Origin of the sequence: Haloarcula sp. NS06 (assembly GCF_051122755.1) — an archaeon.
Taxonomy (GTDB): Archaea; Halobacteriota; Halobacteria; order Halobacteriales; family Haloarculaceae; genus Haloarcula.
In genome coordinates this window covers 2,268,054-2,294,182 of record NZ_CP184844.1, presented here as the reverse complement: position 1 = coordinate 2,294,182, position 26,129 = coordinate 2,268,054, and the positions used below count along the sequence as shown (strand labels likewise).

The 26,129-nt window shown below is 63.1% G+C and carries 31 protein-coding genes and 1 pseudogene; 13 read left to right on the top strand and 19 right to left on the bottom strand.

The window, feature by feature from the left end; translation table 11 throughout:
* Positions 1-3: 3 nt before the first annotated feature.
* A complete protein-coding gene (locus ACODNH_RS15785; protein WP_306705799.1) occupies positions 4-1,131 on the top strand; it encodes a hypothetical protein in 1,128 nt (375 codons plus the stop codon).
* 36 nt (positions 1,132-1,167) lie between these two features.
* Here the strand turns inward: ACODNH_RS15785 and pfkB are convergent, their stop codons facing one another.
* From pfkB to ACODNH_RS15730, 11 genes and pseudogenes are all read right to left on the bottom strand, one after another.
* Positions 1,168-2,076, bottom strand: coding sequence for a 1-phosphofructokinase (gene pfkB / locus ACODNH_RS15780; RefSeq protein WP_306705798.1), 909 nt, complete (start codon positions 2,074-2,076; stop codon positions 1,168-1,170).
* A complete protein-coding gene (gene glpR / locus ACODNH_RS15775; protein ID WP_306705797.1) occupies positions 2,073-2,834 on the bottom strand; it encodes an HTH-type transcriptional regulator GlpR in 762 nt (253 codons plus the stop codon). Before glpR ends, pfkB begins: the two co-directional genes overlap by 4 nt.
* Positions 2,835-2,922: 88 nt before the next feature.
* Positions 2,923-3,906: an isocitrate/isopropylmalate dehydrogenase family protein gene (locus ACODNH_RS15770; protein WP_306705796.1), complete on the bottom strand. Its 984-nt coding sequence runs from the start codon at positions 3,904-3,906 to the stop codon at positions 2,923-2,925.
* A 444-nt stretch (positions 3,907-4,350) separates the two neighbouring features.
* Positions 4,351-5,091 (bottom strand): HFX_2341 family transcriptional regulator domain-containing protein, encoded by a 741-nt coding sequence (locus ACODNH_RS15765; RefSeq protein ID WP_306705795.1) that lies wholly within the window; start codon positions 5,089-5,091, stop codon positions 4,351-4,353.
* Between the two features lie 155 nt (positions 5,092-5,246).
* Positions 5,247-5,891 (bottom strand): 3-isopropylmalate dehydratase small subunit, encoded by a 645-nt coding sequence (leuD, locus tag ACODNH_RS15760; RefSeq protein ID WP_306705794.1) that lies wholly within the window; start codon positions 5,889-5,891, stop codon positions 5,247-5,249.
* Entirely contained in the window at positions 5,888-7,309 is a 1,422-nt protein-coding gene (leuC, locus tag ACODNH_RS15755; RefSeq protein WP_306705792.1) for a 3-isopropylmalate dehydratase large subunit, read from the bottom strand. Before leuC ends, leuD begins: the two co-directional genes overlap by 4 nt.
* Before the next feature lie 79 nt (positions 7,310-7,388).
* Positions 7,389-7,661, bottom strand: coding sequence for a hypothetical protein (locus ACODNH_RS15750; RefSeq protein ID WP_306705790.1), 273 nt, complete (start codon positions 7,659-7,661; stop codon positions 7,389-7,391).
* Positions 7,654-8,685 carry a ketol-acid reductoisomerase gene (ilvC, locus tag ACODNH_RS15745; RefSeq protein WP_306705788.1) on the bottom strand — a complete coding sequence of 344 codons (1,032 nt, stop codon included), beginning with the start codon at positions 8,683-8,685 and terminating at the stop codon, positions 7,654-7,656. Before ilvC ends, ACODNH_RS15750 begins: the two co-directional genes overlap by 8 nt.
* A gap of 18 nt (positions 8,686-8,703) precedes the next feature.
* Positions 8,704-9,237, bottom strand: a pseudogene (gene ilvN / locus ACODNH_RS15740) (acetolactate synthase small subunit); the annotation flags it as partial.
* Positions 9,238-9,278: 41 nt separating this feature from the next.
* The gene (gene ilvB, locus ACODNH_RS15735; RefSeq protein ID WP_306705787.1) at positions 9,279-11,033 is read right to left on the bottom strand and encodes a biosynthetic-type acetolactate synthase large subunit; all 1,755 of its coding nucleotides are present in this window, start codon (positions 11,031-11,033) and stop codon (positions 9,279-9,281) included.
* Positions 11,034-11,378: 345 nt separating this feature from the next.
* Positions 11,379-12,623, bottom strand: a complete 1,245-nt coding sequence (locus ACODNH_RS15730; protein WP_306705786.1) for a LeuA family protein — start codon at positions 12,621-12,623, stop codon at positions 11,379-11,381.
* A gap of 134 nt (positions 12,624-12,757) precedes the next feature.
* On the opposite strand from ACODNH_RS15730, the gene ACODNH_RS15725 reads away from it, so the two are divergent.
* A complete protein-coding gene (locus ACODNH_RS15725) occupies positions 12,758-13,060 on the top strand; it encodes a DUF5779 family protein (RefSeq protein ID WP_306705784.1) in 303 nt (100 codons plus the stop codon).
* A 120-nt stretch (positions 13,061-13,180) separates the two neighbouring features.
* Here the strand turns inward: ACODNH_RS15725 and ACODNH_RS15720 are convergent, their stop codons facing one another.
* Together ACODNH_RS15720 and ACODNH_RS15715 are read right to left on the bottom strand one after the other, a co-directional pair.
* Complete coding sequence (locus ACODNH_RS15720; RefSeq protein ID WP_434530543.1) at positions 13,181-13,465, bottom strand: hypothetical protein; 285 nt, start codon at positions 13,463-13,465, stop codon at positions 13,181-13,183.
* 148 nt (positions 13,466-13,613) lie between these two features.
* Entirely contained in the window at positions 13,614-14,300 is a 687-nt protein-coding gene (locus ACODNH_RS15715; RefSeq protein ID WP_306705782.1) for a VOC family protein, read from the bottom strand.
* Between the two features lie 121 nt (positions 14,301-14,421).
* On the opposite strand from ACODNH_RS15715, the gene ACODNH_RS15710 reads away from it, so the two are divergent.
* Positions 14,422-15,102, top strand: coding sequence for a hypothetical protein (locus tag ACODNH_RS15710; RefSeq protein WP_434530542.1), 681 nt, complete (start codon positions 14,422-14,424; stop codon positions 15,100-15,102).
* 47 nt (positions 15,103-15,149) lie between these two features.
* Positions 15,150-15,560 (top strand): hypothetical protein, encoded by a 411-nt coding sequence (locus ACODNH_RS15705; protein WP_306705779.1) that lies wholly within the window; start codon positions 15,150-15,152, stop codon positions 15,558-15,560.
* Positions 15,561-15,568: 8 nt separating this feature from the next.
* On the opposite strand, the gene ACODNH_RS15700 is transcribed toward ACODNH_RS15705, so the two are convergent.
* On the bottom strand, positions 15,569-15,778 hold the full coding sequence (locus tag ACODNH_RS15700) for a ribbon-helix-helix domain-containing protein (protein ID WP_004593281.1): 210 nt from the start codon (positions 15,776-15,778) through the stop codon (positions 15,569-15,571).
* A gap of 44 nt (positions 15,779-15,822) precedes the next feature.
* Complete coding sequence (locus tag ACODNH_RS15695; RefSeq protein ID WP_306705772.1) at positions 15,823-15,993, bottom strand: hypothetical protein; 171 nt, start codon at positions 15,991-15,993, stop codon at positions 15,823-15,825.
* A gap of 206 nt (positions 15,994-16,199) precedes the next feature.
* Between ACODNH_RS15695 and ACODNH_RS15690 the strand changes: the two genes are divergently transcribed.
* On the top strand, positions 16,200-16,349 hold the full coding sequence (locus ACODNH_RS15690) for a DUF1272 domain-containing protein (protein WP_306705771.1): 150 nt from the start codon (positions 16,200-16,202) through the stop codon (positions 16,347-16,349).
* A 10-nt stretch (positions 16,350-16,359) separates the two neighbouring features.
* Here ACODNH_RS15690 and ACODNH_RS15685 read toward each other — a convergent pair whose 3' ends face one another.
* Positions 16,360-17,535, bottom strand: coding sequence for a M24 family metallopeptidase (locus ACODNH_RS15685; RefSeq protein WP_306705769.1), 1,176 nt, complete (start codon positions 17,533-17,535; stop codon positions 16,360-16,362).
* A 135-nt stretch (positions 17,536-17,670) separates the two neighbouring features.
* Between ACODNH_RS15685 and crtD the strand changes: the two genes are divergently transcribed.
* The 7 genes from crtD to ACODNH_RS15650 all read left to right on the top strand — a co-directional run bounded on the left by crtD (position 17,671) and on the right by ACODNH_RS15650 (position 23,828).
* Entirely contained in the window at positions 17,671-19,158 is a 1,488-nt protein-coding gene (gene crtD, locus ACODNH_RS15680; RefSeq protein WP_306705767.1) for a carotenoid 3,4-desaturase, read from the top strand.
* A gap of 3 nt (positions 19,159-19,161) precedes the next feature.
* Complete coding sequence (locus ACODNH_RS15675) at positions 19,162-20,046, top strand: prenyltransferase (protein WP_306705765.1); 885 nt, start codon at positions 19,162-19,164, stop codon at positions 20,044-20,046.
* On the top strand, positions 20,039-20,920 hold the full coding sequence (gene cruF, locus ACODNH_RS15670; RefSeq protein ID WP_434530541.1) for a bisanhydrobacterioruberin hydratase: 882 nt from the start codon (positions 20,039-20,041) through the stop codon (positions 20,918-20,920). The genes ACODNH_RS15675 and cruF overlap by 8 nt, the downstream gene beginning before the upstream one ends.
* 81 nt (positions 20,921-21,001) lie before the next feature.
* Entirely contained in the window at positions 21,002-21,838 is an 837-nt protein-coding gene (locus ACODNH_RS15665; protein ID WP_306705761.1) for an RAD55 family ATPase, read from the top strand.
* A 133-nt stretch (positions 21,839-21,971) separates the two neighbouring features.
* Complete coding sequence (locus ACODNH_RS15660) at positions 21,972-22,844, top strand: hypothetical protein (RefSeq protein ID WP_434530540.1); 873 nt, start codon at positions 21,972-21,974, stop codon at positions 22,842-22,844.
* Positions 22,837-23,472 (top strand): hypothetical protein, encoded by a 636-nt coding sequence (locus ACODNH_RS15655; protein WP_434530539.1) that lies wholly within the window; start codon positions 22,837-22,839, stop codon positions 23,470-23,472. The genes ACODNH_RS15660 and ACODNH_RS15655 overlap by 8 nt, the downstream gene beginning before the upstream one ends.
* Before the next feature lie 32 nt (positions 23,473-23,504).
* Positions 23,505-23,828, top strand: coding sequence for a transcription factor S (locus ACODNH_RS15650; RefSeq protein ID WP_434530538.1), 324 nt, complete (start codon positions 23,505-23,507; stop codon positions 23,826-23,828).
* Here ACODNH_RS15650 and ACODNH_RS15645 read toward each other — a convergent pair.
* Positions 23,825-24,112, bottom strand: coding sequence for a hypothetical protein (locus ACODNH_RS15645; protein WP_434530537.1), 288 nt, complete (start codon positions 24,110-24,112; stop codon positions 23,825-23,827). The two genes, ACODNH_RS15650 and ACODNH_RS15645, sit on opposite strands and share 4 nt — an antisense overlap.
* A gap of 70 nt (positions 24,113-24,182) precedes the next feature.
* Positions 24,183-24,644, bottom strand: coding sequence for a winged helix-turn-helix domain-containing protein (locus ACODNH_RS15640; protein ID WP_434530536.1), 462 nt, complete (start codon positions 24,642-24,644; stop codon positions 24,183-24,185).
* Positions 24,645-24,910: 266 nt separating this feature from the next.
* Between ACODNH_RS15640 and ACODNH_RS15635 the strand changes: the two genes are divergently transcribed.
* Positions 24,911-25,738 (top strand): hypothetical protein, encoded by an 828-nt coding sequence (locus ACODNH_RS15635; protein WP_434530535.1) that lies wholly within the window; start codon positions 24,911-24,913, stop codon positions 25,736-25,738.
* 78 nt (positions 25,739-25,816) lie between these two features.
* Here ACODNH_RS15635 and ACODNH_RS15630 read toward each other — a convergent pair whose 3' ends face one another.
* Positions 25,817-26,089, bottom strand: a complete 273-nt coding sequence (locus ACODNH_RS15630) for a DUF7553 family protein (protein WP_306705752.1) — start codon at positions 26,087-26,089, stop codon at positions 25,817-25,819.
* Between the last annotated feature and the right edge of the window lie 40 nt (positions 26,090-26,129).

Genomic DNA, 26,129 nt, shown 5'->3' with positions numbered 1-26,129 from the left:
GCCATGGACGAGGAGACGCGCCGAGCCGTCGCCGCAGCGGACGAGGCGTTGCCCGCCAGCGACGCGCTTCCCGACGCTATCGATACTGGGCGGGTCGTGTTCGGCTTCGACGGCTACCTCGACCGCGTCCGGGAAGTCGTCGCTGACCGCATCGACCCCGAGAGCCACGAGCGCCTCGCCACGCTGGAGAGTTTCGGCGACCGTATCGACCGCTCCGTTGCCGCCGACAGCTCGCTCTCCTTCGAGTGGCTCCAGCAGGGTAGTCGGACCGGCGGCCACACCAGCCACCTCGCACGGGCCTTCGGCGGCTGGTCGTTCGACCCCGTGATGGTCGGGATGTACGGCGACCCGGTCCACGACGCCTTCGAGACGGAGTTCGGCAACTACGAACTCCACTCGCTGGGCGAACCCGGTGTCACCGACGCCGTCGAGTTTGACGACGGGAAGCTCATGCTCACGGAAATCGGCGACACAATGGCGCTCGACTGGGCCGAACTCGACGCGGCCTTCGGCCACGATCGACTGGCCGAGACGCTCGACGGCGCGAGCCTGTTCGGGGCTGGCTACTGGTCCGAGACGCCAGACTTGCCGACCGTCTTCGACGGCCTTCGTACCCTGTGGGCTGATATCGACGACCCGCCTGAGACGGTGCTGGTCGACCCCGGAGACGTGCGAAAGCTCGACGCCGACCGCCTACGCGCCGGTCGGAAGGCTATCGGCCGGCTGGACGAGGTGACGGATGTAGTGGTCACCGCGAACCGCGCCGAGACGGGCGTTCTCGCGGACGCTTACGCCGGCGACGCCGAGCGGTCGTTCGGCGAGGATGCCGAGGCGGTGTTCGCGGCGCTGGAACCGACCTGGTTCGTCGGTCACGGCGTCGAGCGTTCGGTCGTCATCACTGCGGACGGCACCGACAGCGTGGCTGTCCCCGCGGTCTCGGACCCGGAACTGACGACCAGTTCCGGCGACCACTTCAACGCCGGACTGGGGCTGGCCCGCATCGCCGACCTCCCGCCCACCGCTGCCGTCGTCGTCGGCAACGCCGTCGCCGGCTACTTCGTTCGGACCGCGGACCAGCCGTCGCTGGCCGACGTACGGGCGTTCGTTGACGACTACCTCGAAAAGTTCTGAGTTGCTGTCTCCGCTTTCTACGACTCTTTTTGCCCGCTACAGCCGCCGCACCGTCACGCCATCACGGAGCGAGTCGATGTTATCTAGGTCCGGAACGGCCGTGCCGGCCCGCTGGACGACCTGCGATGAGACGGCCACGCCGGTCCGGAGCGCCGTCTCGTCGTCCGCGCCGGCTTCCCAGGCGCTCAGGACGCCCGAAAGAAGCGCGTCACCGGCCCCGACGGTGTCGACAACATCGATGTCGAGCGCCTCCGCGTACAGTCGGACTGTGTCGCCGACAAGGACCGCGCCGTCCGCGCCGAGGGAGGCCAGTACGCGGTCGAAGCCACGGTCTCGGAACGTGTCGGCCGCGTCCGCACAGCCCGCAACCGTTGAGACATCGGCCCCGGTGGCATCACCGAGTTCGGCGCGATTCGGCTTACAAAGCCCGTACTGAGCGTCGAGTTCCCGGAGGATATCGCCGCCGGTGTCGACGATGGTCTCCCAGTCGCCGCCGGCCGCGATGCGGTCGATAGCGTCGGGGGACAACCCCGGCGGCAGGCTCCCACCGACGAGCACGCGGTCAGGGGACTGCGCTCGCACCTGTTCGAGCAGCGAGCCGACGACCGACTCGCCGACAGTCGGGCCGGCCTGATTCAGCTTGTACTCCTCCGCGGCTGCGATAGCGGTGGTGTTGAGCCGCGTCGTCCCGTCCACGTCGACGAAGGCTGTCCCGACGCCGTCGTCCTGCAGCGTCTCTCTGATGAACGAGCCGGTGAATCCACCCAGCAGTCCCGTCGCGACACAGGGCCGGTCCATCGCGGTGAGGAACTGCGCGGCGTTGATGCCTTTCCCGCCGGCGTCGAACTGCGCTTTGTTGGCCCGCATGACACGCTCGGGAGCCATCTGTTCATCAAACTGGATCGTCTGGTCGACCGCGGGATTGTAGGTGACGGTGACAATCATGTGCTGACCTCCTCGACAGCCACGTCGGCATCCGCGAGTGCCGCAGCGAGTGCCCCTGGCGGGCTTGCATCGGTGACCAGCAGATCGACCTGATCCAGATCGGCAAAGCTGACGAAACTCCGGTCACCGAACTTCGACGCATCAGCGACCAGCACAACCCGACGGGCACGCTCGACCATCAGTTCCTTGATAGCCGCCTCGTCCTCGTTCGGGGTCGACAGCCCGGCGGCGCTGTCGAGCGCATTCGTCCCCAGAAACAGCAGGTCGAAGTTCATCCGTCCGACGGCGCGCTCGGCCGTCGGGCCGACAAGCGCGCGGGTTCGCGGTCGGAGGCTTCCACCGGTGAGTTTGGTGTCGACATCCCGCTCGGCCAGTTCGGTGGCGAGGTCCGGCATGTTCGTCGCCGCGACGTAGTCGGTGTCCGGGATCGCACGCGAGACCTCCATCGTGGTCGACCCGGCATCGAAACAGACCACCTGTCCCTCACGGACTTCCTGAGCGGCTCGCTCTGCAATCGCCTGCTTCTCGGCATAGTGGTCGACCTCACGCTGGCCGTAGGGGCGCTCGGTCCCGACGGAGGACGCCGGCACCGCACCGCCGTGGGACCGCTCGATCCGACCTTGCGATTCCAGATCCCGGAGGTCACGGCGTATCGTCGCCTTCGAGAACTCCAGTTCCGCGGCCAGCTCCGACACTGAACAACCGTCTCGCTCTGTCACCAACTGGACGATAGTGCGCTTTCGCTCGGCCGGGAGCATTCTTTCGGCTGTGATTGTTTCGCTTCGGTTTTACCTCTTTCTATCGGGCCGTGCTTGTTTCTGCCCAGATAGAACGCGAGAAAACTGCTTACAGTTCGTCGATAACCGCGGCGGTCACATCCTCAGTGGATGCGTCGCCACCCAAATCCGGCGTTCGAGGCCCAGAGTCGAGCACGGTCTCGACAGCCGTTCGAACTGCATCGCCCTGTTCGTCGTATCCGAGGTGGTCGAGCAACATCGCCGCGGAGAGAATCATCGCCGAAGGGTTGGCGACACCTTCGCCAGCGATGTCCGGGGCAGAGCCGTGGACCGGCTCGAACAGCGCGTTCTCCTCGCCGATATTGGCCGACGGCAGCAGGCCGAGGCCGCCGACGAGGCCCGCAGCAAGGTCTGATAGCATATCGCCGGCGAGGTTCGGACAGATAACGACGCCGTAGTCCTGTGGGTTCATGACCAGATGCATGGCAAGCGCGTCCATCAGCGCCGTGTCGTACGCGGCGTCGCGGTCCTCGCCGACTGCTGAGGCCGCATCGAGGAACAGCCCGTCAGTAGTGCGCATGACGTTGGCTTTGTGGGCAATCGTCACGTCATCGTAGCCGTTCTGCTTCGCGTAGCTGAATCCGTATTCGGCGATCTTCTGGGAGGCATCCTCAGTGATGACCCGCGTACAGGTGGTGACGCCCTCGGAGATCTCGCTCTCGATCCCCTTGTAGACGCCCTCGGTGTTCTCCCGGATGAACACGATGTCCGTGTCGGGCTGGACGGCGTCGAGCCCTGGATACGAGCGGGCCGGGCGGACGTTAGCGAAGGAGCCGACGACCTGCCGGAGGGGCAGGATGACATCGGCCGCTGTCTCGCCTGCCGCGCCGAACAGCGTCGCATTGGCGTCGGCAGCCAGTTCGCGCGTCTCCTCCGGGAGAGCGTCGCCGGTTTCTTCCTTCACCGCGTCGCCGGCCTCACCCTCAACGAAGTCGAAGTCGACGGCGTCGATTGCCTCCAGCACTTCGACCGCGGCGGGTGTGACCTCCTGTCCGATTCCATCGCCGGGAATAACGGCTATCTCGTGTGTCATAGCGGGAGGCACGTAGCCGGCTGGTGAAAGTGGTTCGGTTCGCTGGCTCCCGTATGCCGCTTGAGGAGGGTAGCAGCGTCCGGCAAGCGGTCGTTGCTGGAGCCGACCCGAGTTCCGGGTAGCGCCATGTTCGTGGAGGGCGTCAGCGGTGGACCGTCCCGACCCGGCGAACCGGGCGATGGCTCGGGGCCGGGACAAGGATGGCAGGGCGGTGGCACGGCTCCCCAGCGAGCGCATCGAACTGGTGGAGGGCCGAAGCGACGAGAACAGCGCGTCGCCGAGGACCGTGCGCACCCGAGTATTGTGGTGATTAATATGTATTTATTACCACAAAACTATTCATACTACAAAAACAAAATTTACTATCTATACTATTGGTCCACCGAGTGTCACTGTCGCGGGAGTGATGACACAAAATGTCGGCCACGCCAGCGACAGCCCGTTTCAGAGCTTATGCCGAAACGCGTGGAGGACGTTCTCGCCAGTCTCGGTCAGTTCGACCTGTTTCGTCCGACCGACATCGCTGACCGCGATATAGCCGTCCTCAACCAGTGGGTCGACGATATTTGCGTTCAACAGCGCGAACTTCGCCTTCTCGTTTGCCGGGTCAGCGTCGTCGATGAACGAAAGGCCAGCGTCCTCGGCGAACCCGATGAGGTCCGACTTTTTCGCAGTGTAGGTGTCCGTGTTTGTCCGCTTGAGATAGTCCAGCACTGCAACTTGGTCACGAGAAATGGCCTCAATAGGATACGACGGGAGGACCTCTGCGCGCTCCATCCCGCGGGTGAGTGGCTCCGCAGAGACCGATGGGACGTGTTCCTCGGGATGGACATAGTATGCCGTTGCCGCCGTCGCCATACACGCGATTGCGCTCCCGATAGCCGCCACCTTCGGCCCGCTCGAGACATTGACGCGCACGATATCCTCGGGATGGTCGGCGGTCAGCGTCGTGACCTCGGCCAGCACGTCGTAGAGGTCGTGTAAATCCGCTCGGTGTAGTTCGACGCTGACGCCGTTGGCGTCCAGTTCCTCGACGAGTGCCTGCTGATACGGCGTTAACCGTGACGGCTCCGTCGTCGCCGTGAGGAGGTACACGTCGTCGGCGTTGTGCTGGTGAATCGGCTCGGCGATCCGGTCACGCTCGTGCCCCAGCGGCGCGATGTGTATCTCCCGAATCTGGTCCATGCGAGAATGGGGCGCCCTGCACAGCTATTGGTCTTGCCATCTCTGGGACGGAAAATCCGTTCGCACCAACCGAGGTCGGAAAGCGACCTCGCGTCAATCGTCCGCTTCTGCGAACCGAACGCTCGCGCAGAGAACACGCAAAGCGGTTCTCGTAGTTAATCGTCCGCTTCGAGATCCGACCGCGTCTGATCGAGATAGGGCAACTCCGAGGCCGTCTCCTCGATAGCGTTCTGGTTGGCCTTCATCAGCGCCGTCGTGTCCCAGTTGCCCTCGACGAGGGCCTCGCGCTGGGCGCGGTCGACGCTGACGTTGATTTCGTTGTCGCCGTAAGTGACTGTCTCCGCCCGCACGTCGACTTCAATCTCGCCGTCGGGGTTGTCATCAACCCACTGCTGGAGCGCGTTGATCGTCTCGTGGTCGGCAGTGACCGTCGGGATGCCAAGCGCCAAACAGTTCCCGGCGAAAATCTCGGCGAAGGCTTCGCCGATGATGGCGTCGATGCCCCAGCGCATCAGGGCCTGGGGCGCGTGTTCGCGGGAAGAGCCACAGCCGAAGTTGTTGTTAACGACCAGCACGTTCGAGTCTTGGAACTGCTCCTCGTTGAACTGATGGTCCTTCTCGTTGTCCTCGTCGTCGAACCGCAGGTCGAAGAAGGCGAACTCGCCCAGACCGTCGAAGGTGACGACCTTCATGAACCGCGCGGGGATTATCTGGTCCGTGTCAATGTCGTTCCCGCGGATCGGGATACCAGACCCCTCAACGTAGTCGACTTCGGGGATGTCATCAGTCGCATCGCTCATGCGACTGCCACCTCCTCCAGGTCGCGTACGTCAGAGACTTCGCCGGTGATGGCTGCGGCGGCCACCATCCGAGGGTTCATCAGGACGGTCCGGCCGTCCTTGCTGCCCTGTCGGCCGACGAAGTTCCGGTTCGAGGAGGAGGCACAGGCCTCGTCGCCTTCCAGTTGGTCCTCGTTCATGCCCAGACACATCGAACAGCCGGCGTTACGCCATTCGAAGCCGGCCTCCTCGAAGATGCCCTTCAGGCCCTCCTCCTCGGCAGCGCGCTGGACGCGCTGGCTGCCGGGGACGACGAACGCCCGCACGTCGTCAGCGACCTGCCGGCCCTTGACAATGCGGGCCGCGCGGCGGAGGTCAGGCAGCCGAGCGTTGGTGCAGGAACCAAGGAAGGCAACATCGATATCGTACCCTTCCATCGTCTCGCCGGGCTCAACGCGCATGTGCTTCTGGGCACGGCGGGCGGTGTCGACCTTGTCGTCGGCGAGGTCCTCGGGTTCCGGAATTGGGTCGTCGATACCGATTCCCTGGCCGGGCGTGGTCCCCCACGTGACGACGGGGTCCAGTTCGCCCGCGTCGATTTCGACCACGTCGTCGTACTCGGCGTCCTCGTCGGAGCGGATGGACTCCCAGTACGGCGTGAGTTCCTCGAACTTCTCAGGGTGTTCCTGGAAGTAGTCCGTCTCTTCAAGCCACTCATAGGTGGTCTCATCAGGGTTGACATAGCCCGCGCGAGCGCCGCCCTCGATGGACATGTTGCAGATGGACATCCGGCCTTCCATGTCGAGATTCTCGATTGTCTCGCCGGCGTACTCGTAGACGTAGCCGACGCCGCCCTCGGTCCCAAGCCGGCGGATGATTTCGAGGATGATGTCCTTGGCTTCGACGCCCTCGTCGAGTTCGCCGGTGACCTCGATCTTGCGGACCTTCTGTTTCTCCATCGCGATGGTCTGGGTCGCCAGCACGTCCCGAATCTGGCTCGTCCCGATACCGAACGCGAGCGCGCCGAACGCGCCGTGGGTCGAGGTGTGGCTATCGCCACAGACGATGGTCTTGCCGGGCTGGGTGATGCCCTGCTCCGGACCGATGACGTGGACGATCCCCTGATCGCCCGTCGTCGGGTCAGAGAACTGGATACCGGCGTCCCGGACGTTCTCTTCGAGTTCGGCCATCATCGTCTCGGCCGCGTCATCGCTGTATGGCCGATCCTGGTTCGCGGTCGGCACGATGTGGTCGACCGTCGCGTGGGTCAGATCCGGGCGCGCGACCTCGAGGCCGCGCTCCTTGAGCATCCCGAACGCCTGCGGACTGGTGACCTCGTGGATAAGGTGCAGTCCGACGAACAGCTGGTCCTGGCCGTTCGGCAGGGTCGTGACTTTGTGCTGGTTCCATACCTTGTCGTACAGCGTTCCCTGACTCATCCGAATGTCCCCCGTACATGAGCATGAGGTCGATAGTCACAGCCCGCGCAGCGCAGCGAGCAGGAATGTCTATCGGTACTCATGTTGTCTCGTCCCGTCCTTCCGTTCCGCGCTCGTATGCGCGAGTGACACCCTCGTCGGGTGCTTCGTGGTCGATGTCTTCCATCTTCTCGTCAGTCTCCTCCCCCTCCTCTGCGTCGCGTTCGCCGCCATCAGCGGCCACAACTGGGCCGCGGCGGAACACCGCGCCGAAGGTTCCGTTCGTTTCGGGGTGCGTGTGCTGGATGCGCCCCATCGTTGTGCGTGAGTCGTTCTGTTCGCCGTCCGTCGAATCTGTGCGTTCGTTAGTCATCTGCTGGAGCTTCTGTCTTCTCTGCGTCGGCGTCCTCGCCCCACGCGAACAGTTCACGCAGGTTCTCGCCGACGGCTTCGATCTGGTGGTTCTGTTCGGCGTCGCGATACTGCTTGTAGGCGGGCCGGTTGGCCTGGTTTTCGTTGATCCACTCGCGAGCGAACTCGCCGTTCTGGACCTCTTCGAGGATTTTCTCCATGCCCTCGCGATCGATGACCTCCTCACCGCGGGTCAGGCCGCCGTACTCGGCCGTGTCGGAGACGGAGTTCCACATGCCCATGTGGCCACCCTCGTACATCAGGTCGACAATGAGCTTGAGTTCGTTCAGGCACTCGAAGTAGGCCATCTCCGGCGCGTAGCCGGCGTCGACCAGCGTCTCGAAGCCGGCTTTGACCATCTCGGTGACGCCGCCACAGAGGACGGCCTGCTCGCCGAAGAGGTCCGTCTCGACCTCTTCCTGGAAGGAGGTCTCGATGACGCCGGCGCGGGTGCAGCCGATGCCCTTCGCGTAGGCCAGCGACTCCTGCTTGGCGTTGCCGGTCGCGTCCTGATACACCGCGATGAGGCCGGGTGTCCCCTCGCCGCGCTCGTAAGTCCGGCGCACGAGGTGGCCGGGCGACTTCGGCGCGACCATCGTCACGTCGACATCTTCCGGCGGCTCGATCTGGCCGTAATGGATGTTGAAGCCGTGGGCGAACTGGAGCGTGTCGCCGGCGTCCAGTTCGTCCTCGATAGCCTCGTAAACGGCCGGCTGAATCGTGTCGGGGACGAGCATCACGACGCGGTCTGCCTCGCCGGCGGCCACGTCTGGCGTCTCGACACGGAGACCCGCGTCCTCGGCGTCGGCCCACGACGAAGAGTCCTCGCGGAGGCCGACGATTACGTCGACGCCGGACTCGTGAAGATTCAGTGCGTGGGCATGGCCCTGCGACCCGTAGCCCAGCACGGCTACGGTCTCGTCATCGATGGTCGATACGTCAGCGTCCTCGTCGTAGTAGACTGTTGTGGTAAGTCCGTCAGACATCTTCTCTAGTGTTTTCGGGCCGCGTTCCAGTGCGGCGGCCCCGGTTCGCACAATTTCCTGCACATCGAACTGCTTGAACGCCTCGATGGCGGCGTCGATCTTCTGCTTGCTGCCCGTAATCTCGACAGTAACCGAATCGGTAGACGCATCCACGGCCTGCCCGTTGTACATATCGGCGACCGCGTTGACGTCGTCGGGCTTCTCGCCGCTGACTTTCACCAGCGCGAGCTCCCGACGGACGGCCTCGCCTTCGAGTTCCCTGACCGAGACGACGGGCACGAGCTTCCGAAGTTGCTTTTTCGCCTGATCGATCCCCGGTTCCGGCTCCTCGATGAGGATCGTCATCCGGGCTGTGTCGTCGTCGACTGTCGGCCCGACGGTCAGACTTTCGATGTTGAACTGCCGTCGGCTGAACAGCGCCGACACCTCCGACAACACGCCCGGTCGGTGTTTGACCAGCGCGGACAGCACCGCCTGTCGCGGTTCGTGTGTCACTTCGGCCTCGGGGTCGACGCGGATTCCCTGCGTGTTGCGTCGGCCCTTTGGGCGCATCCGTTCGTCCGGCGCGGGGCCTGGCATTCCTCCAGTCATTGTTAGATCATGTCCAGATGGTCTTCGTTGAGCGCGAACTGACCGTTGTCACCGCCGCTGGGGACCATCGGGAAGACGTTCTCCCCGGGGTCGATGTGGGCGTCGATGACGCTGGGGCCGTCGTACTCGCGTGCTTCCTGTATCGTCTCCTCGACGTTGTCGTAGGATTCGAGCGTGAACCCGCGTGCGCCGAAGGCCTCGGCGAGCTTGTCGAACTGCGGGATCCACGGGTACTCGGAGGCCATCCGGCGACCCTCGTAGAAGCCGTCCTGCCACTGGCGGACCATCCCGACCGCCTCGTTGTTCAGGACGACGTAGGTGATGTCCAGTTGCTCACGGACCGCGACTGACAGCCCCTGGACGGTCATCAGGAACGAGCCGTCGCCGTCGAAGCAGACGACTTCCTGGTCCGGCGCGGCGAGTTTCGCGCCGATGGCGGCGGGCACGCCGTACCCCATCGTCCCGAGGCCGTGGGACGACACCCACGTCCGGGGCTCGGTGTACTCCCAGAACTGGGAGGCCCACATCTGGTGCTGGCCAACGCCGGTACAGACGATGGTGTCGTCCGGCGTCATCTCCGAGAACTTCTCGACGACGTACTGCGGCTTCAGCGGCTCGTCGTCGGGCGTGTCGTAGTCCATCGGATACTCGTCTTTCCAGGTCTGGCACTGGTCGCGCCACTCGTCGGCGTCCGGCGAACGCGGCATCGCGTCGAACAGCTGCCGGAGCACTTCCCGAGCGTCCCCGATGAGCGGGTAGTCAGCGTAGACGTTCTTGCTGATTTCGGCCGGGTCGATGTCGACGTGGATGACCTCCGCGTCAGGGGCAAATGAGTCGACGCCGCCGGTCAGGCGGTCGTCGAAGCGCGTCCCGATAGCCAGCATGCAGTCGGTGTTGCTAATCGCCATGTTGGCGTAGCCGGTGCCGTGCATCCCGGCCCACTCAAGCGAGAGTTCGTGGTCCTCGGGGAAGCTCCCGATGCCGGGCATCGTCGTGATGACCGGAATCTCGTACTCCTTTGCGAACTCACGGAGCGCACTCGATGCGTCTGCCTTGATGACGCCGCCACCCGAGAGGATGACTGGGCGCTCGGCTTCGGCCAGCGCGTCCGCGGCTTCCTGGACGTTTTCGTCGTCTGCTTCCTCGGGCACGTCGTAGGTCTCCGGCGTCTCGGGGGAGCCGGGTTCGACCTCGGTGTCGCCCTGGGTCACGTCCTTCGGCAGGTCGACCAGCGTCGGTCCCTGCCGGCCGGCGTCAGCGAGCGCGAACGCTTCGCTGACGTTGTCGCCAACAGTGTCTGAGTCAGCGGCAAAGTAGCTTTCCTTCGTGATCGGCTGGGTGATGCCGACCGTGTCCGTCTCCTGGAACGCGTCGTTGCCGACGAACTCCGTCGGGACCTGGCCGGTCAGCGCGATGACCGGGTCCGAGTCCATGTTAGCGTCGGCGATGCCGGTCACGAGGTTCGTCGCGCCGGGGCCGGACGTGGCGAAACAGACGCCGGGGTCGCCGGTGACGACGCCGTACGCGTCCGCCGCGTGTGAGGCCCCCTGTTCGTGGGCCATCGTGACGTGGTTGATGTCGGAGTCGTACAGCGCGTCGTAGACGGGCATGATCGCGCCGCCCTGAACGCCGAAGACGTAGTCGGTCCCGGCGTTTTCAAGCGCGCGGATGACCGACTGCGCGCCCGTTGTGACCGGTTCCTGTTCGGTTTCTGGCTCCGTTTCTTCTTCCTTGGGGACGGATGCGCGTTCGCTCATCGTGTCATCCCTCCATCTGTTCGTGTTCGGGGTCGATACCGCGGTGATGTGTGTGCTGCGTGCATGACTGATGACTCTGTGGTGGTATGACGAATCGATTCGGCCGGGGGTGAAAAGGTAAAGAGAGGGGCTATAGTGCCCCTACAATACGCACGCCGAGAATAGCGGTCACGGTGCTGGCGGGGGTTCGAACCTGACGCCCAGCAGCCGCGGTCATCACATCCGGATGCAGTTCGTCCCGAATAATAAACGTTCTGTGATAGTTGTTGGCGGACAGCTACTCGAAACCGGGTACTCACCGGTGGCTGCTCACTCGTAGTGACGGCCGGAAGCGAGGTCATTGGCCTACGCCCGGACCTCCTCGCTTTCCTCGGTCACGCCGATTTCCTCGGCGAACCGTTCAAGCACCGACATGGTGACCTGCTCCTCCGCGCCGTACTCCTTGACGCGGCGAGTCACTTCGCGGACCTCCGCCTCGCTCGGGTTGTATCCGGCGTCGACGAGCCGTTCCCGAACCGAGTGGGCCCCGGTGTGCTTGCCGAGCACGAGCTCGCGCGTGGCCCCGACCATCTCGGGAGTCATGACGCCCGGCTCGAACGTGTCGGAGTTCTCGATGACACCGGCGGCGTGGATGCCGCTCTCGTGGGAGAAGGCGTTGCGCCCGACGACAGGCTTGTTCGCCGGTACCCCGATGTCGGACTTCTCCTCGACGATCCGCGATAGCTCCGTGATGCGGGTGGTGTCGATTCCGGTGTCGACGTCGTAGAGCGACTCCAACGCCATCACGACCTCTTCGTAGGCCGCGTTGCCAGCGCGTTCGCCGATGCCGTTGACCGACACCTGCGCCTGGCTGGCCCCGGCCTCGAAGCCGGAGATGGCGTTGGCCGACGCCAGCCCGAAGTCATCGTGCGTGTGCACGTCGATGTAGGCGTCGGTGCAGTCGTCGACGATCTCGATGAGGTCGTAGAACCGCCGCGGCGTGGCGACCCCACACGTGTCCGGAATGTTGATCCAGTCCGCCCCCGCCGCGGACGTGGCCTCGATGACTTCGACGAGGAAGTCCTCGTCAGTCCGAGTCGCATCCATCGGCGAGAACATGCATTCGACGCCCGCATCTTTGATCATCTCGACACAGTCGACAGCGGTGTCGAGCGCCTCCTGACGGGTCGCGTGCATGGAATCTTGCAACTGTACGTCCGACGTCGAGACGAAGGTGTGGACCATGTCCACACCGGAATCCAAGGCCGCCTCGATGTCTTTCTCGACCACACGCGCCAGTCCGCAGGTCGTCACTCGCGTGGACTCGGCGATGTCGCGCACTGCTTCGAACTCCGCGTCAGAGTTGACGGGGAACCCGGCCTCGATGACGTGGGTGCCCATCTCGTCGAGCAGCGCGGCTATCTCGCGTTTGTCCTCGTAGTTGAACGACGTACGTGGTGACTGCTCACCATCGCGCAGCGTGGTGTCGAAAATCCGTGCGTCTGTAATCTCAGACGTGGAATCCAGTGTGCCCTGGAAGAACTCGATCCGCCGGAGATTCCGACGTGCCCTCGTTGTTGGACATAAGCACCCGTAACTGGATGCTTCCACTATTTATACTTGTTCATAAGACGGTGGCACGTGCACATGGCACACGACACTGGCCCGGTATCGCAGCCAGCGTGACTGCCGCGCGTCAGACGGCTTGGGGAGGATTTTTGCTCCATCCGCGCGTGTGTGTGTCTATGAGTGATTTCGAGGGGCTTGACCTGCAGGCCGTCGAGGACCAGATGGATGAGGACCGTGACGGGGCCGGAAGCAACCGCGTCGTGCTCGGCGTCCTCGACGGATCGGAGTCGCCCGAACAGTGGATCGATACCATCGAGAACGGGTCGGTACTGGTTCTCAACGTCGAGGGCGACCTGAACGAACTCGCCGCCGGGTTCGCCCGACCGGTCCGGGAGGCCGGCGGCGAACTGATGCACTTCCGTGGGTTCCTGATTGTGACGCCGCCGGGTGTCAGCATCGACTCTGAGCGGCTGGGTTGAGTGGCAGAACAGGCTGTCTCAACCGAGCGGTCCTGCATGAGTGATGGGCTTCTATGGGATAGCCAGCGAGACCGCGGGTGTAGCGATTGTGGTCGACGTTATAACAGCTGGCACGACCGCTTACGGCGAGAGCAGTCGCTGCAACAGTCCGTGCCACACACGAACACCATGGTTCCACGCTTGCCAGTAGGTGTCGAAGAACTGGGACCGGGGCAAACCACTGTCAGTGTGGCGCGGTCGAGTCGTGATTTGGGTGTGGCATTCCGGACAGCGGTAGTGTATGCTACCACGCCGTTCGACCGTGACCCAGTCACCGTCGTACCTGCTCCGGTGCCCACAGTCCGGACAGAACAGCGTCACCTTCGCGGGGACATCGCGTTCAGTCCGGGAGTCAGTCGGGGACATCCTCAAGCAGAATGTGGCTCTCGACACGAAAAGAACCTGCCTATGAGGGGCCTATACGGCTACTAGCACAGGGGGAAGTCATTATATGCACGTCCAGCGAGTGTATCCCCCGATACCGTTGGCCAGCCACACTGACATCGGTAACCGGCTACGCAGACACCAGCGTCAGGTAGTGGCCGTCCCGGTCCCTGATTCGGACGCCCTCGTCAACTGACGTGACTGCGAGCGCGTCGTCAGCGACCTCCCTGGCCGTCGATTTTGGGTCTTCGGCGACGACGCCGAAGTCGACGTGGGCGCCGCCGCGGGCGTCAGCGATGCCGAGCCGCGGTGACCACAGTTCCAGATCGAGGTCGCCGGTCGACAGCCTGACCCGGCCTTCGTCGCGGCCGTCGTCGACCAGTTCGAACCCCAGCGTGGTGTAGAACTCCACTGCCGCGGACAGGTCCTCGACTTCGAGGACGAGTTCGAACAGGCCCGTGACGCCAGTGCCGTCGACCGCCCGCTCGCCAAGTTCGACGCAGTTGCCCTGCGGATCGTAGAAGTACAGCGAGCGCGCGTCCCCGAAGGAGTGTTCGACCAGATCGAAGCGCTCGTCCAGCCGGTCGTACCAGTCGTCGTACTCCCGCTCGGGAATCGTGAGCGCGTAATGTGTGTGGAGCCCGCCGCGTGGAACTGTTCCCGGCGCGCGGAGCCTGAGTTCGGTGTCGCCAGCCGCGAGCACGGCCTCGTCTGGCGTCTCTGAAACGACGTCGAGTTCCAGAAAGGCCTCGTAAAACGCCGTCGCACGGTCGGGATACTTCACCTCTAGCGTGAGCCACGCGGGCGATGAGAGCATATCGGCGCTTCGACCGCCACCGACAAAGCCGCTGTGGAGGCTGTTTCACAGGCAAAACAATCCCAGCTCGCGTGTTTCCCGTTCTCAACCATTTATTCGCGTCAGGCTCGTACAGAGGCGTATGCCAACCAACACTCAGGACGAAACCGCAGGCTGGATGGAGACGAACCGCTGGGAGCGCGGCGTGAGCTACATACCCTATCCCGACGAGATGATGGTCCGGGCGAGTCACGTTCTCAAGACGGATGCCGGCGTGTTCGTCGCCGACCCGATAGACGTCGACGGTATCGACGACCTGTTCGCGGAGTTCGGCGAGGTGGCCGGCGTTGTCATCCTGTTAGACCGGCACAAACGCGATAGCGCCGCCGTTGCAAACCGCCACGACGTGCCTGTGTATATCCCTGACTGGATGTCGGGTGTCGAAGAAGATATCGACGCACCGGTCGAACGTATGCGCCGACAGCTGCCGGACACAGACTACGGTGTCCACAAGATTATCGACAACACGTTCTGGCAAGAGGCCGCACTGTATGGCGACGAGGACGACACGCTAGTCGTCCCCGAGGCGGTCGGGGCGGCGGACTACTTCCTCGCCGGCGATGAGCGTCTTGGGGTCCACCCGATGTTGCGCCTGTTCCCGCCGAAGAAGCTCACGCGGCTTGACCCCGAGCGAGTCTTGGTCGGGCACGGCGAGGGCGTGATGGAAGACGCCGCTGAGGCCATCGCCTACGCGCTTCGCGGGTCCCGCGGCCGGACGCCGGGGCTGTACGCGAAGAACCTCAAGTCGCTCGTGCTCGGCTGAGGTGGGTCAAACGACGCCGTTTTACCCGGGCCGTGCGAAAGCATAGCGTGGTCTACGTCACACGCGGACTCGTCGAGACGCTGTTACGGCTCGCCAGCGAGGCCGAACCTGACGACGTGACAATTTCGCTGGCCGTCACGCCTGCTGGAGAGCTTCCTGACGCAGACCTGCCGGACGAAACGCCGGTGTTTACTGACTTTTATCTCCCTTCAGCGGGGGCCTCGGTGAAGGCAGTGTTCGGCGTCGATCTGGGAACGCCGGCCGGCCAGACGCAGGGCCGGTTCGTCTCACATCCTGACGGATACATGGGTGTTAGCAAGACTGATGACCTGCACGAAGTGGTCTTCGTCGGCATCCCGCCGTGGGATATCGATGCCTTCGAGGCCTTCGACAGATCCGGGCAAGCGCAGGAGGTCACTGTTCTCGACATTGAGCCGCCCGAGAAGTATCCGCAGTAGCGTCCCAACTACTCCAAGTAGCCCAGGTCCCGCAACTGGTCGGTGATATCCTGGAACTGCGCTTCAGTCAGTTCTCCTTCCCGCTGGTGTTCAACGACGATACTCCGGAGCAGGAACCGAACGAGGTCGGACGTACTGGAGAAACTCGTCCCTTCGATGGTCTCTTCGACGCGCTCCGCAAGGTCCTTCGGAATCGATACCGTGGTGTAATCAGCCATATCGGCACGGAGGTCTGCCTGCGGGATATGCGTTGTGTCCCAGTTCAGCGCGGGTCCGTGGCCTCAGTGTCGAACTGGCCCATCGTGGCGTGATTGGTCGGCGAGAACATCTTCGGTGCGCGGCGGGATCGAGACTGGTCGTCCGCGTCGTCGAAGGGCAGCGTAGTTGTCGGGTACGAGTCCTCGTTTCGGGGGGTCGTGATTCGTGTTGTCATCCTAGGGGTCGTGTCGGCCGGCGTCTGTGTTTTGTGGGCAGTGCAGTGTGGAGGTCGCGTGCGGGGCGTACATCGGATACAAGCATCAAGTACCACCACCTTTCGACCCATCCATAATAAATGTTCATGATGAAGGCGCGGAAATTACTGACATTTGGTAACAAGTGCCTTGACAAAAGCAATCATAGCTTGGAACGGTGGCCAAAATGAAACTGCTACCACGACTCTCGGGTCTGTTCGGCACCGATGACAGCGACTCGACTGGAATGCGGTATGAGTGTACGCTCTGTGGGACTCAGACAGAGGACGCCAAAGCAGCCTGTCCGTCCTGTGGCGGCCAGATGGAACAGCTCTGAAGCGACCGGATCAGACGACGAACTGGATCTCGTACTCGGTCAGGTTCTCGTAGCCGTCGGCAGTGACGACGGCGATGTCCTCGATTCTGACCCCGCCGACATCGGGGTCATAGAGGCCTGGTTCGATAGTGACGATGTGCCCCGGTTCGAGTTCACCGCCGTTCGGTGCCAGCCGTGGAAGCTCGTGGACGTCCAGCCCGACGCCGTGGCCTGTGCTGTGGATGAACCCCGTCTCCGTTCGGTCGTCGTCACGCAGCGTCGGTTCGCCGGCGTCCTCGTACACATCACAGACGGCGTCGTGTACGTCCGCGCCAGTCGCGCCGGGTTCCAGGGCGTCGAACGCGGCTTCCATCGCGCGTTCTGTCAGGTCGTACCACTCGCGCACCGTCTCGCTGGGCTCGCCTTTCACGAACGTTCGCGTCATGTCGGCGTGGTACTTCGTCGCCTTATCCTGGGGGAAAATGTCGATGATAATCGGCTCGTGGGCGACGAGTGGCCCGCTCCCGCGGTCGTGGGGGTCCGCGGCGTCCGCGCCACAGGCGACGATAGTCTCGTCCAGCGAGCAGCCGTGCCGGAGCAGCGTCACCTCGATTTCTTCTTTCACTCGCTCGCTTGTCAGCGTCTCGCCGTCGACTTCGAGCGTATCGTCGGCAGCAATCGTCGACGCTTCGAGCAGTGACTCAGCAGCTTCCATCGACGCCTCGTTGGCCCGCTGGGCCGTCCGGATATGGTCGACTTCCGGTTCGGTCTTGGTCGCTCGGATCTCCGTGACGATGCCGTCGGTGTCGGCCGACACGTCCACGCCGCGTGCACGCAGGCCGTCTGCCGTCCGTAGCGGGAACCGCGGCGGGACGGCCACACTGTCGACATCATAGGCCGCAAGGAAGTCCGCGAGGACGTGCGAGACCGCCTCGTCCGGGCCGTACTCCTCGACTTTGTTCTGGTGATCGAAGTCGACGTAGCGTTCGACGGTCTCGGCCCGTGACTCACGCTTTGCGCGGCCGAATTCTAGACTCCGTGGGAAGAGGAGATGTGTGTCACCGTCGTATAGCGTGATGAACGGGTCAGGCGCGTCGAAACCCGAGAGATAGTACTGATCTGACACCTCGGAATCTGCGTCAAGGAGGTAGCCGTCGACGCCGGCGTCATCGAGATATGCGTCCAGTGCTGAGAGATCAGGCTCCATACGTGTCAGTCTGTTCCCCATCCCCATATACGTCTCCCACTGAGCCGCTCGATGGCCCGGTATATGACCACGAATGCCATACCGATGCAGTTTGGCCGCTCATTTATTGACGTTCCAGCCCCTCAATACCTAGTAATGAGTGACTTGTCCGGTGAAGACGTGACTGTCGTCGGTGGCGGCATCGGTGGGCTCTCCGCTGCGTGCTACCTGGCGGACGCAGATGCGAACGTTTCCTTACTGGAGAAAAACGAGCAACTTGGGGGCCGTGCGTCCCGGCTGGAGGTGGATGGGTTCCGGTTCGACATGGGTCCGTCGTGGTACCTGATGCCCGACGTGTTCGAGCGGTTCTTCGCGTACTTCGGGAAGGAGCCCCGCGACTACTACGACCTCCAGCGGCTCGACCCGCACTACCGCATCTTCTTCAAGGACGGCGACCAGATCGACGTGACCGGCGACAACGACGAGATGGCCCAGAAATTTGAGGAGTACGAACCCGGCGCGGGCGAGGCGTTCGAAGAATATCTGTCGACCAGCGAACGCCACTACGAGACGGCCATGAACAAGTTCGTCTACGAGGACCGCTCGGAGCTGCGCGACTGGGTCGACCTTGACGTCATGACTGCCGCGCCGGTTGGCCTCCAGCTCATCGGCACGATGCAGAGCCACGTTGAAGATTACTTCGAGCACCCGAAGCTCCAGCAAATCATGCAGTACACGCTGGTGTTTCTCGGTGGCTCGCCCCGGACGACGCCAGCCCTGTATAATATGATGAGCCACGTCGATTTCAACCTCGGCGTCTACTACCCTGACGGTGGCGTCGGCGCGGTCGTCGACGGCCTCGTCGAACTCGGCGAAGAACTCGGCGTCACCTACGAGACCGATGCCGAGGTCGAGGAGATTTCCCGGCGGAAGGATGGATTCCTCGTCGAGACAGTCCACGGCGACACGACCCACCCCGACGAAGTGGTGGTCAACGCCGACTACGGCCACGCCGAACGGGAACTCCTCCCTGACCACGAACGCCAGTACGACGACGAGTACTGGGATGACAAGACGTACGCACCGTCTGCCTTCCTCATGTACATGGGCGTCGAGGGCGACGTGGAACCGCTGGAGCATCACACCCTTGTCCTGCCGACGGACTGGGACCCGCACTTCGACGATATCTTTGACGAGCCCGCGTGGCCCGACGACCCGGCGTACTACCTCTGTGTACCCTCGAAGACTGACGACACCGTCGCCCCCGACGGGCATTCGAATCTGTTCGTTCTGGTCCCTATCGCGCCGGGCCTGCACGATGGGGACGAGATCCGCGAGGAGTACCGCGAGAAGGTTCTGGGAGATATCGCCGACAACACCGGGGTGGACCTGCGCGACCGCATCGTCTACGAGAAGCAATTCGCCGTCTCCGACTTCGGCGAGCGGTACAACGCCACGGAGGGCACGGCCCTCGGTCTGGCACACACGCTCCGCCAGACAGCCCTGTTGCGGCCCAACAACCGCTCGTCGGCCGTCGACGGGCTCTACTTCACGGGGTCGTTCACGACGCCCGGCATCGGCGTGCCGATGTGTCTCATCAGCGGCGAACACACCGCGGAGGCACTCATTGAGGATATCGCCTGAGTAATGCCCGAACTCCCGACCGACCGCATTACCGCCGTCATTCCGCCGGAGGAGACGCTTGTAGGCTACCTGTTACGGCTCTCCCGCCCGCGATTCTGGCTCTACCTCGGCGGCCCGGTCATCGTCGGCGTTAGCTACGCGGCCGACGGCCCGGGAGAACTGTTCTCGCCGCTGGCTATCGCGCTGTTTCTGTACTTCACCATCCCTGGGAACGTGTTCCTCTACGGCGTCAACGACATTTTCGACGCCGACATCGACGAGCACAATCCCAAGAAAGACGAGGGCCGGGAGGTCAGCTACCGCGGGGACAGCGCTATCACAGCCATCGTCGTCGCCAGCGGCGTGCTCGCGTTACTGTTCACCCTCGGACTGCCAACGCTCGGCGTCGTGGCCCTGCTCGCCTGGGTTGCGCTCTCAGTGGAGTACTCGGCACCGCCACTCCGGTTCAAGACGACGCCGTTTCTGGACTCCATTTCGAACGGGCTGTACATCCTGCCCGGCGTCATCGGCTACGCCGCTATCGAAGGAGTGGCCCCGCCAGCGACAGCGGTCGCCGGCGCGTGGCTCTGGGCGATGGGGATGCATACCTTCTCGGCGATTCCCGATATCGAACCCGACCGCGAGGCAGGCATCCAGACCACGGCGACGTTCTTGGGCGAGTCAAACACCTACTATTACTGCGTGATGTGCTGGCTCACGGCCGCGTTCGTGTTCACCTACACGCACTGGGTGTTCGGCCTGATACTGCTCGTCTATCCCGGCCTCGTCTTCGGGATTCTCGGCATCGGCGTCGACATCGACGAGGCGTACTGGTGGTATCCCGCGATTAACACCGTCGTCGGAATGGTTTTCACACTCATCGCGCTGTGGGTGATGCTGTATGGGTAGCGGCGAAGACCGAACGCTGGCGGGCTGGACACTCCCGGAAACAAAGACCGACGCGACCGCGCAGTTCGATCAGTTCGTCACCGAGAACCGGTTTACCATCGCTGTCGTCTTTCCGCTCGTCGGCGCGGTGACCTTGCTCGCGAGTGCCGAGGGGCTCCTGCCGGACCCGCTCGCGTTCAATCCCTACTTCGTCCTGTTCGGGACGTTCGTGATGCGGCTTCCGCTGGCCGCCGGCGTCTTCCCGCTCGTAGACCGCCGGGCCGGGCTGGCGCTGGTCGCGCTGACACTCTACTCGTACGGCATCGAACTCATCGGCGTCCAGACCGGCTGGCCCTACGGCGAGTTCATCTACGGTGTCGACCTCGGCCCGATGCTGCTTGGCGAGGTACCGTTCGGGCTCCCGGTGTTTTTCTTCCCGCTGGTCCTGAACGCCTACCTGCTCGTCCTGCTGTTGCTCGGCAACAGGGCAGCGTCAACCGCGGTTCGGCTGCTGGCGACGCTGGCGACGGTCATGCTCGTCGATCTCGTGCTTGATCCGGGTGCTGTGGCCATCGGCTTCTGGATCTACGAGATGCCGCAGTTCTACGGCGTCCCGTGGCAGAACTACGCCGGTTGGCTCCTCTCGGGATCAGTCGCCGTCCTCCTGTTCGACTTCGGGTTCGACCGTGCAGGGCTCCGCCAGCGACTCCGGGACTGCCCGTTCATGCTCGATGACCTGGTGAGCTTCGTCTTGCTGTGGGGCGGTATCAACCTCTTTTACGCGAACTGGATGCCTGTCGGCCTGGCCGCGTTGCTGGGGGGTGGCCTTCTCTGGACGGATCGCTTCGACTTCGACCTCTCGGAAACCCGGCTCGGCCGTGCTGTCTGGCGGTGACCTCGTGGCTTGCTGTTGCCCGCCTGTCACGACCACCGAGACAGGCCAAGCGTTTAAGCAACCGCGTAGGTAGGTGCACGTATGGACCGAATCCCGTTTGGAATCCGCCAGCTCGACTCCATCATCAACGGTGGAGCACCCGCCGGGAGCGTCGTCCTGCTCTCCGGCGAGGCCGGCGCTGGCTCCCGGGAGTTCATGCATACGAGCGCACTCATCAACGGGCTCGAACAGGTGGACACGGAACTGCACGACCTCTACTACGGCGACCGCTCGGCCGACGCTGTCGCCCCGGACGAGATCCACTACATTTCGTTTACCACAAGCGAATCGCAACTGGTCAGCGAGATGCGGCTGGCGATGGACGATGATGTGGTCGACAAGGGGAGCCGGGCGGTCGAGTTCCACGACCTCTCGGAGCGATATTTCCACATCAGTCCAGTGCCACGGGAATGGTACGCCAGCGAAACCGCATCGATCACCGACCTCCGGGCACGGCACGAGCGGGAGGACCTGCTCGGGACGCTCGGCATGGTGCTGAACGAGGTGGCGGCGAACAACCTCGTCATCATCGACTCGCTATCGGATCTTGTCAGCGCCATGGGTGAGGAAATCGAGTGGTCGGACATCAGTTCACTTGTTCAGGGGCTTCAGAAGGCGGCCCATCAGTGGGGCTGTCTGCTCCTCTTGCACATCAATCCCGAGACGCTGTCGACTGTACGACACGGGCAGCTCGTTGACGCCTCCCACGGCACGATGGAGTTCGCGTGGGAATCCGGCGGCTCCACTCGCGCCCGAACCCTTGTTGTCCAGCAGTTCCGCGGCGTCCTCTCACAGATCGAGGACGAGGACATCGTTCAGTTCGAAACTGAACTGGGCGATGCCGGCTTCGACATCAGCGACGTGCGCAAGATTCGATAACGATAGTCGGCGGGACAACTTGCAGAATCTGTCGACAGAGAACAATGAGAACGGTGCTGAGTGGTCGCTTCCACTCTCGGTATCTGAAATCGGCGGTAAACCCTTATCAGTCTTGTTCGTCAAAGGTGTCGTAATGTCCTCCGAGTCGACTGATGACGGGGGAGTGTACGTCGAGCTATCTGCAGATCTAGATGAGTGGCTGACCGAGCAGGCCGAGACACTCGGCGTTCCTCGCGATGCCGTCATGGAGCAACTGCTGGCCGCATATATGACAACGGCCGATTCTGACGACGAAATGGGCGACCACATTCAGCCGTCGTCAGACGAACTGGATGCCGTCGTCGCTGCAACCGTGGACGAAAAGCTGAACGGCTCAGTCGAAGCGGCGACCAAGAGCGCCGTGAGTTCCCATGTCCCCGATATCGTCGACACGGTGGAACGCCAGCTTGCCGATCGGTTCGACGCGCTCGAATCGGACTTCCAGACGAAAATCGACGACGTTCGCGAGCGCGTCGTGCAGGTCAAACGGGAGGCTGACGCGAAAGCGCCGGCCGACCACAGCCACGAGGAGTTCGATCGCATCGATGCACTCTCACAGGAGATTGACGCAATGGAGACGGAACTCGCCGGGCTTCGAGGTGACCTGACCGACTCGCTCGAAACGGAGGACGAGCGAGTCGCCGACATCGACGCCCGTCTTGACGATGTCGAAGACAAACTCACTCGCGTCGCCTGGGTCGTCAGCGACCTCCGCGACGATCAGGGCGGCCGAGACCAGAACCAGAAAGCGGTCGACCGGCTGAAACGCGCTGCGGCACAGGAGAACATCTCGACGGCGCGGTGTTCGAACTGTGACGAGCAGGTCGAGATTGGGCTCCTGACCGAACCCCAGTGTCCACACTGCAACACGACGGTGTCGGACGTGCGGCCCGAGGGCGGCATTATCCGCTCGAAGGCGCGGCTGGTGGCCGCAGCACAACTTGAACCGGGCGAGACCCATGAGTGACGACGAACGAGACCCCTTCGAAGAGCTCGATTCCGGCGACGACCGCGAGGGCGACCCGTTCGAGCGCCTCGATGGGGGGCCTGATGACGCGGACGGCTCGACAGACACACGCCAGCCACCCGACGATGGCTGGACGGACATCGAACCGAGTGACACACCGGCCGACGATGTGTCCGAGACGGGCCCCGATGCGACCGATGCTGACGACTTGCTCTCGGCCGTCGACACGGAAGAGTTCCGTTCGGATTCGGCGGCCGACTCAGACAGTCCACGCTCTGGATCGTCGCCCGACCCGAACGACCCTTTCTCGGGGATGGACGAGCGGGGCGAGGACCCCTTCGGGAGCGGCGAGAGCGCGTTCGAGCGGGTCGATGTCGACCACATCGACGCGGACAAGGTGTGGGCGGAAATCGCTGCAGACGATGACAGCGAGACCACCACAGAGAGCCGCTACGCGGAGGTGTCGAAACACCGCTACTGCGAGCAATGTGAACACTTCTCCGCGCCGCCGAACGCACACTGCACGAATGAGGGGACCGAAATCATGGAGTTCCTCGACATGGAGACGGTCCGGCTGCTGGACTGTCCGGTCGTCGCCGAGCAACACGAAATCGAGGACGAGCAGTAACGGCTTTTTGTTTCGGTGTCCGACGAGCGTGTATGCAGTTCTGCGACGACTGTGGTTCGATGATGCACGCCGATGGTGACGAGATGGTCTGTCAGTCCTGTGGCGCGCGCGTCGAGAAAGATCAGGACCGCGCGGCAGCGTTCGTCAGCACGGACGAACAGAGCGACGACGAACTGATAGAGACCGAAGAGGGGTCGAACTTCGAGGGGAAGCCGACGGCCGACGACGTGACCTGTGAGGAATGCGGACACGGCAAAGCGTGGTACACGATCAAACAGACCGGGTCAGCCGATGAACCGCCGACGCGCTTCTTCAAGTGTCAAGACTGTGGCCACCGGTGGCGAGAGTATAACTAGAGCAGCGAATCCAGAATCCGGAGTTCTTCATCCTCAGATATTTTGTCGGAGTCCATACACGCGTGGACGACCTTGTGGACGAGCTCCGGGTCCTGAAACGGCTGTGGCGAGCCGCCGCCGTCGGTGACGGTTTCGACCTGGCCTTCGAGCTCGGCCAACTGTGTGGAGAGGTCTTCGACAGTCGACTGGAATGTCGTCAGCGTGGTGTTCACCTCGCCGGCTGCGGACTCCACCTCCGCGACCGAAGAGTCGCTGCGGCCGGACGCGGCAGCTGATTCTGACACTTGCCCGTCGGCATCCTCCGGGGTGTCTGTTGACTCCGATGGTTCGCTGTCGGATGCCGGCGTTTCGGTCTCATCGGAGGGGGTCAGCGACCCCGTCCCCTGGTCGCTGAACACAGCGTTTGCGAACGTCTTGCGGTTTCGACCAGTCAAACCCGTCAATGCCGTTGACGCGGTTGCTTACAGTCGAAGCCGTGACACCGAGCTTCTCAGCGAGGTCCCGCTGGGACGCGGTGGGGTGTTGCTGAATCGACCGGAGCGTCTCGCGTTCTGTCGACGAGAGATCCTCGGGGGCCGGGTACGACTGTGACTCCGCCGACGGTTCACCCGGTGACTCGTCGGGCGCGTCCGTCTCGTCGGTCTCAGCTGGGTCGCCGTGTTCTTCGAGGACCCGCTCGACCAGTTCCGCTGTCGCGCTCGGTACTTCAGCCGCAAGCTCTGCGATGGACGCCTCAGGGTTCTCGGCCGCTACGTCGAGTATTTGCTTGTGTCGCATCGACTTGGGGGCCGTTCGGCCGTTCGTTGATTTGCTCATTGATATCACCACGTAGGAAAGGGACTGCCACCCAATCCCCCAACCTGATATACAGTTGACTGAAACCAACGGAATTGTCAAAAGCTTTTGGTTAGCCACAAACATTAATTAAGATGTTATTTAATCTGACATCACCTGCCTTCGCAGCGTCACAGACTTCCCAAGTCAAGGAGACAGGTCTATTCTGGGCCAAACTGGAAACGGTCGGTCAAAACTGAACCCAAGCGTTCTGAAAGCATTTACCCAGGGCAGGGTAACGCAGATCCATGTACCGCCGTCGTGTTCTGGCACTCTGCGGACTGGCTATCACCGGTGCGGGATGTCAGGGTGAGGCTGCTGACACCGAAACGATGACACCCGTTCCGTCACCGGCCGTCAGTGAAACCGACACCGGACCGCCGCCCGCGGTGACGATTACCGACGCTGCGGTGATGCCCGGGGTTGTGGTTCCCGGCACCGACTCGATCACTGTTCAGTCAGCTGACGGCCAGTTCCTCGTGCTGACAGCGGCTATCCGGGGCTCGGAAGTCGACCGTGCCGCGTTCTCGCTCAGATTCGATGGGGCGACGTACAGCCCCGAGACGTTCAGGAACGGCCTGTATCGTGACGGAGAGTGGGGCCGACAGTTCACCGAGACCGGTGGGCCACTGGTCTTTGCCCTCCCGGAAACCGGCTCAGTCAGCGACGCCCAACTGTCCTGGCCCGGCGGGAAGTGGACGCCACCGGAGGCTGTTCGAGACAGACTCAACGCCCCGTTGCCGTCATTCGATGTTACCCTTGACGGGCCGGAGCGCGTCACTGAGCCCGCCAAGCCAACACTTGAGATAACGGTCACAAACACGGGCGACACCACTGGCCGGTACGTCATTGCACTCAACCGAACCGGGCCGCGCGTCGCCTACGCGCCCGTCGGTCGGTTTGATGGGGAACTGAAGCCGGGAGAGACAGCGGTCATCACACGCGACGGTAAAACACCGTACGTTGACGATACAGAGCCTCGTGAAGTCATCTACCGACTACGAGCCGCGGAAGATCACAACGACGCAACACACCGAATCAAGCCGGTCGACGAGGAAACCGCAACCGAGTCGTAGCGCTCTATCGCGTTCAAAAACCAACGTTGCCTCGCAGAAAATCACCGGACAGCCATCTACTGGCGCAGAAGCGCCGCCTCAAACCCCTTCGAGGTTGGACCGGTACTCGTTAATCTCGTCGTCGGCGTCTTCGATGGCGCCAGCCGCGTCTTCTGCGTCACCGCTACTGAGGTCGTTGAGTGCCGACTGGATGCGGGCGAGTCGACCGTGGTCCGGGCCGTGTTCGTCAGTCGCGAGACTGTCGAGCTGGTCAGCGAGTTCGGCAAGGCGTTCGCTCGCCGCGTCACTGTCAGTGTCTTCGGCCGCCGATTCGAGCAGTTCACTCGCGGACGCGAGTTCGTCGCGTGTCATACGTGGCAATTTACAGATAGGGACTAAAACGGTTCGGCTT